Below are 5,299 nucleotides of genomic sequence, written 5' to 3'. Positions count from 1 at the left end.
CCGCAGTCTTCCCTTCACCTATGAGTTGTCCTTGTTATTTGGACAGTCCGGGATCAGACCGTCCGGTAATTTTATTTACAGAGCATTTCACATTTACAATACAAACATCAGAATCATTTCAAGACTTCATGCGACAAGCTTTTATGCCGACCAATGATCACACTTGCACGAAATAAGTTTCCTTCTAAAATTTCCGTGCTTATTTTCCGCCTTTTTATCTGGACACAGCGGGCTTTTTAGTAAACAATAGAATAAAATTGATATGACACATTCGAGAGGGGCTGCCTTATATGGATCTAAAAGATATATTTGGTCGTATATCCGGAATGCCCGGACATGATTGGACACCCGGTTCCGGAGACAATGAGGAGGGCTGGCAGGATGAGCACCCCATGCGTCCAAAGTTCAAAATGCCTAAGCTGCCAAAATTCTGGCTGATATTAGGCGGGATTTTTATACTTTTTACTGTTATCCTGCCTGGAGTTGCCGGGTTTTTGACAAATCTATACTGGTTTGGATCACACGGTTATCAGGCCGTCTTCTGGCGCAGGTTTTCAGCACAGTGGGAGCTCTTCTTTGTCGCACTGATACCCGCGTTTTTTATTTACTGGTCCAACTGGCGTTTCGCATGGAACAGCGGCGTCCGTTTGCTGCAGAGCTCCGATGCAGACGGAGTAAGGATCCCGTCAGCCAAGTGGCTGCTGGTTATATTCGCTCTGATTTTCGCCGTGGTGAACGCGATCGGCGCAATGGGCTACTGGGGGACTTTCCTGAAGTTTTTATATCCGACACCGTTCGGAGAAGTCGACCCTCTCTTTGGCCGTGACATAGGCTTTTATATTTTCACTCTGCCGTTTTTCAAGTTTCTTCAGGGATGGCTGCAGGGGGTGCTTGTCGTCTCGCTTATAGGTTCTTTGGTCGCATATTTCCTGACACAGTCGGTATCTTTCACCGGCGGTCATCTTGACACGGCTCCGAAGGCCCGGCTCCATCTCTCTCTTCTTGGCGCTCTTATTTTAGTCGTCTGGGGCGCAGGTTACTGGCTCGAACGCTATGAACTGTTGTTTTCCCCGACCGGGGTAGTCTATGGCGCCGGCTATACCGACATCCATATTGTGCTGCCGGCCCTTACCATACTGATGATTGCAGCATTCACTGCCGCAGCGCTTCTGCTTGTCAATTTCTTCAAACCTATGTGGAAAATGTCAGCTATATTTATAGGTGCGCTTCTTATCCTTGGCTGGGTAGCTCATTCTTTTGTCCCCGGGCTCGTTCAGCAGTATCGTGTCAAACCCAACGAATATGAGATGGAGAAGCCTTATCTTGCCTATCATCTCGACTATACGCGCCGCGCATTTGGACTTAACAATATACGCACTCTTTCAGTAACCCCTGAGACAGAGGTAACAGTAGATGAGCTTAAGGCTGACCTGGAGACAGTCCAGAACATTCGTCTCTGGGACTATTCCCCGCTGCTGCGCACTTACAAGCAGCTTCAGGCCATAAGGACATACTACAATTTTACTGATGTCTATATCGACCGCTACGACATAAATGGAAGGAACAGACAGGTTATGCTCTCTGTCAGGGAGCTCGATCTGTCTCAGCTGCAAAACCCGACATGGGTCAATACACACCTCGAGTTCACCCACGGCTACGGCGTAGTTATGAATCCGGTCAACGAAATTGCGCCAGGAGGCCTCCCCGTGTTCTTTATGAAGGATCTGCCTTCGCGTTCCACGGTCGACATCCCGCTGGATCGTCCGGAGATATACTATGGGTCAAAGGGCGACTGGTATGTGCTTGTCAATACGGATGTCAAGGAATTTGACTATCCTCTTGGGGACTCAAATGCAAGGACAACTTATCAGGGCAAGGGCGGGGTGAAGATAGGGTCGTTCTGGCGCAGGCTGCTTTTCGCGCTGCGGTTTCATGATACTGAAATTCTTTTTACCGGTTCATTGAAACCTGAAAGCAGGGTCCTCTTTTATAGGAATGTCCGCGAGGCCCTCGCTGAGGTCGCTCCTTTCCTGATATACGACGGGGACACTTATCCAGTGATCTACAACGGGCGTATCCAGTGGATCCAGGATTGCTTCACATGGTCACAAAGGTATCCCTATTCAAAACCTGTTATGACAACCGACAAGACCCTTTCTCACTTCAACGGTGTCAACTACCTGCGCAACAGCGTAAAAGCCACTGTGGATGCTTACGATGGCAAGATGTCCTTCTATATCGTCGACAACAATGATCCGCTCGCGAAGACATGGCAGAAGATTTTCCCCAGCCTCTTCAAAGCCGCGGGAGAGTTGCCTCCTGATCTCTGGAAGCACATGCGCTACCCTGAGGACTTCTTTGAAGTACAGGCGGATGTCTATCGCACGTTTCACATGACGGACACAAACACTTACTACAACCGTGAGGATGTGTGGGCTGTAACTACGACAGGACAAGAGAGCAATATACGGCCGAATTATGTCACCATGAAACTGTGGGGGGAAAGCTCTCCTGAATTTGCCATAATCATGCCTTATATGCCGCTTGGGAGAGACAACCTGATCGGATGGATGGCCGGACGCTGCGATCCCCAAAACTACGGAGAGCTGCTCGTCTACAAATTCCCAAAACAGAAGCTGATATACGGTCCTGTTCAGATAGAGGCGCTCATAGACCAGAATCCTGAGATATCGGCACAGATATCTCTGTGGAGCCAACGCGGGTCGGATGTCATACGCGGGGACCTGCTTGTCATCCCTGTCGGCAAATCACTGCTATACGTGCAGCCTCTCTATCTGAAAGCGGATAAGGGCGAACTGCCGGAGCTGAAGCGTGTGATCGTTTCCACAGGAGGCCGTGTCACATGGGCGGAGTCCTTTGGAGAAGCGCTTGAAAAGCTTATGGGGCAGAAGATACTTCCAGGAGACGGGACTAAGTCCGCAGCGACCGACAATAAGGCAGGAAGCGCAAAAGCAGTATCTCAATCTCAGGACGTCCCAGGCGGGACAGATGCAGTCACTCTTGTAAAGCATGCACAAGAACTGTACAATTCCGCGCAGAAGGCGCAGCGTGAGGGTGACTGGGCTCGTTATGGCTCGGACATAAAGAAGTTGGGTGAAGTAATCGCCGAACTGGAAAAGAGGATCAAATAACAATGTTTACAATTCTTTTCGGCACATTCGCTGTAATTATGTTTATTTTGATGTGTTTTGGATTCTATATTTTCGCTGCGTTTGTCTTTTCACGGCTTGGGGAAAAGTTCCGCATCGGGTCTTTCTTCGGTTTCCTGATCCCGATTTACAACGTGATGCTTCTGTGTGACTGCGCAAAGATCTCGCGTTGGATCACATTGGGGATAGTGGCTCCGGGCATTGTGACGCTGGGGATGAATGTAGTAAGCTTCTATCTCTTCGCGCCCGTTTTTGAACCGGCCACAGCGCTGATAAGCTTTGCGGCAAACGTCTATCTGTGGGGCAGCATAGCACAAAGACTGGGCAAAAATTTCTGGCTTTGGGGGATACTGACACCCGTGCTGGTTGGGTTGCCGGTGCTTATTATGGCTTTTGACGGATCCATGCCGGTAGACAGAGACGAGAGGGGTCCCAGGGAGAACGTAAGCGACAAAACAAGATACATAGACATCTAAAACGCTAAACGGATATAAGCAAAAGATGGTCAATGTATTACATTAATGGAATAGGTGTTATTTCTATGAGTAAAAAAATTAAATACAGCAGGATAATATTTTCAATAACGCTGCTGCTGGCGATATCCTTAGAGGCTTCGGCAATCTCGGCCGCAGAGAGGACAGTTCCCGGCGCGAACGAGGACAGCGTAACAGCGGCAGCCGGATCTGTATCTTCAGATGTTATTTCTGGAGATACAGGTTTGCATATCGCCAAACCGGAGATTCAGGCAATAGAACTGCCTGTAATTTATAAAAAATCACTGGAAATCCTGTATAAGGACAGACACAAAGAGAAGGAGACACTTGCTTCATCGCTAAAAAGTCTTTTATCAGAGGATATGGAACAAGAGGCAGCAAAGACTCTCGGCGCAGCTTTCGGGCGTAGGCAAAAAAGCTCCGCTGCATATCTTGGATACTACTGCGCCGGCATTCTGGCATATATTGGCAAAGACGTTGAGGACCAGGCACGGTTTCTCAGTGGTTTTGTAAGTGGATACGGCGGCGGGACGGGGGTACTGATGTTTACAAAAGAGGGCATTCAGTCATTCCGTGTCAGCGGCAAACGACGCGGTCCCATGTGGAGGACAGTCAAAGATCCCTATGTGCCTGGTGATAAACTCAGCAGGATATATCAGGGAAAGTCGGCCGTCTTTATCCCATTCTCTACCGGAGAAATATTCACTGTGGATCTGTACGGTAAACCAGGCGGCACTGTTAAAATGTGGAAGATACTTCCAAACGGTATAAATACAAAAAGCTGGCCTGGAGGACAATGGGAAAGAGAGGTAACAGTGAGGGGGGGATAAGCTTTACAGGTAAAGTGAGATCGAAACTTAAGCACCGGGTGTATCACACCGGACTGTGTCAATCAAATAGCATCAGGCAGTTTTTTCATTTTTTTGATTTTTGATTGGGGGAGAATATCATGAAAAAATCAGTTATTGCAGCAGTACTAATGGCAATTGTCCTTGCTTTGTCAGCTCCTGCCTTTGCCGCAGCCGACTGGGATACATTTGTAGCGGATATGCAGAGGAGAAGCAATATAAAGGAGATGGGCCCCTCGGTACTGAGAGATATACGCGCAATAGAACCAAGCGGCACAGAATATGAATTGTGGTCGAAGCTTTGGAGCGGCGAGCCAAAGATGAGGGCTGCAGCCGGCCTCGCTATTATTGACAGGATATTTCCTAACGGTGATCCCGCAAGGTGGGAAGAGGTCAGGGGATTTCTTTCGAAACACAGCCTACAACCGCGTCAGCTTGCGGCTATGGACGGGCTGTTCGTAACTATTGCAGCTTTAAAGGAACTACCTGACGGAGTTTGGGCGTCGGCATACCTGCTAGACAGCTTCGGCAAATCAGCGATGGGCAGGGTGAAATTTATAGACGAGATCCCAGCGGACCTACGGCCTGTAATTGATGAGGTCTTGTCGAAGACAGGTCTCCCCGGCGACTGGACAAGCAAAAAAATCCGCGGCAAGATGCCGATGCTTCCTGTCTACAGGGGCTATATCAGAAGCGACGCGGCGGATTTCCTTAATATGGAGTACCTCGACGGGTACGGCTCAATTTCAGGCAACGGGCCCTATGTATGGGACAGGGACAGAGGATA

General features: G+C 49.0%; 4 protein-coding genes. All 4 read left to right on the top strand.

The features are described 5' to 3' along the window. The first annotated feature begins 290 nt into the window (after positions 1–290). A complete protein-coding gene (locus LLF78_06690; GenBank protein ID MCE5202179.1) occupies positions 291–3,152 on the top strand; it encodes a UPF0182 family protein in 2,862 nt (953 codons plus the stop codon). Between the two features lie 2 nt (positions 3,153–3,154). Next, a complete protein-coding gene (locus LLF78_06685; protein MCE5202178.1) occupies positions 3,155–3,646 on the top strand; it encodes a hypothetical protein in 492 nt (163 codons plus the stop codon). 65 nt (positions 3,647–3,711) lie between these two features. After that, positions 3,712–4,494, top strand: coding sequence for a hypothetical protein (locus LLF78_06680; GenBank protein ID MCE5202177.1), 783 nt, complete (start codon positions 3,712–3,714; stop codon positions 4,492–4,494). A gap of 119 nt (positions 4,495–4,613) precedes the next feature. Next, on the top strand, positions 4,614–5,299 hold a 686-nt coding region (locus LLF78_06675; protein ID MCE5202176.1), incomplete at its 3' end, for a hypothetical protein.

The organism is Synergistaceae bacterium, from assembly GCA_021372895.1.
Taxonomy (GTDB): Bacteria; Synergistota; Synergistia; order Synergistales; family Synergistaceae; genus JAJFTP01.
The sequence above is the reverse complement of the archived record's forward strand: the minus strand, read 5'-3'. Positions and strand labels throughout refer to the sequence as shown.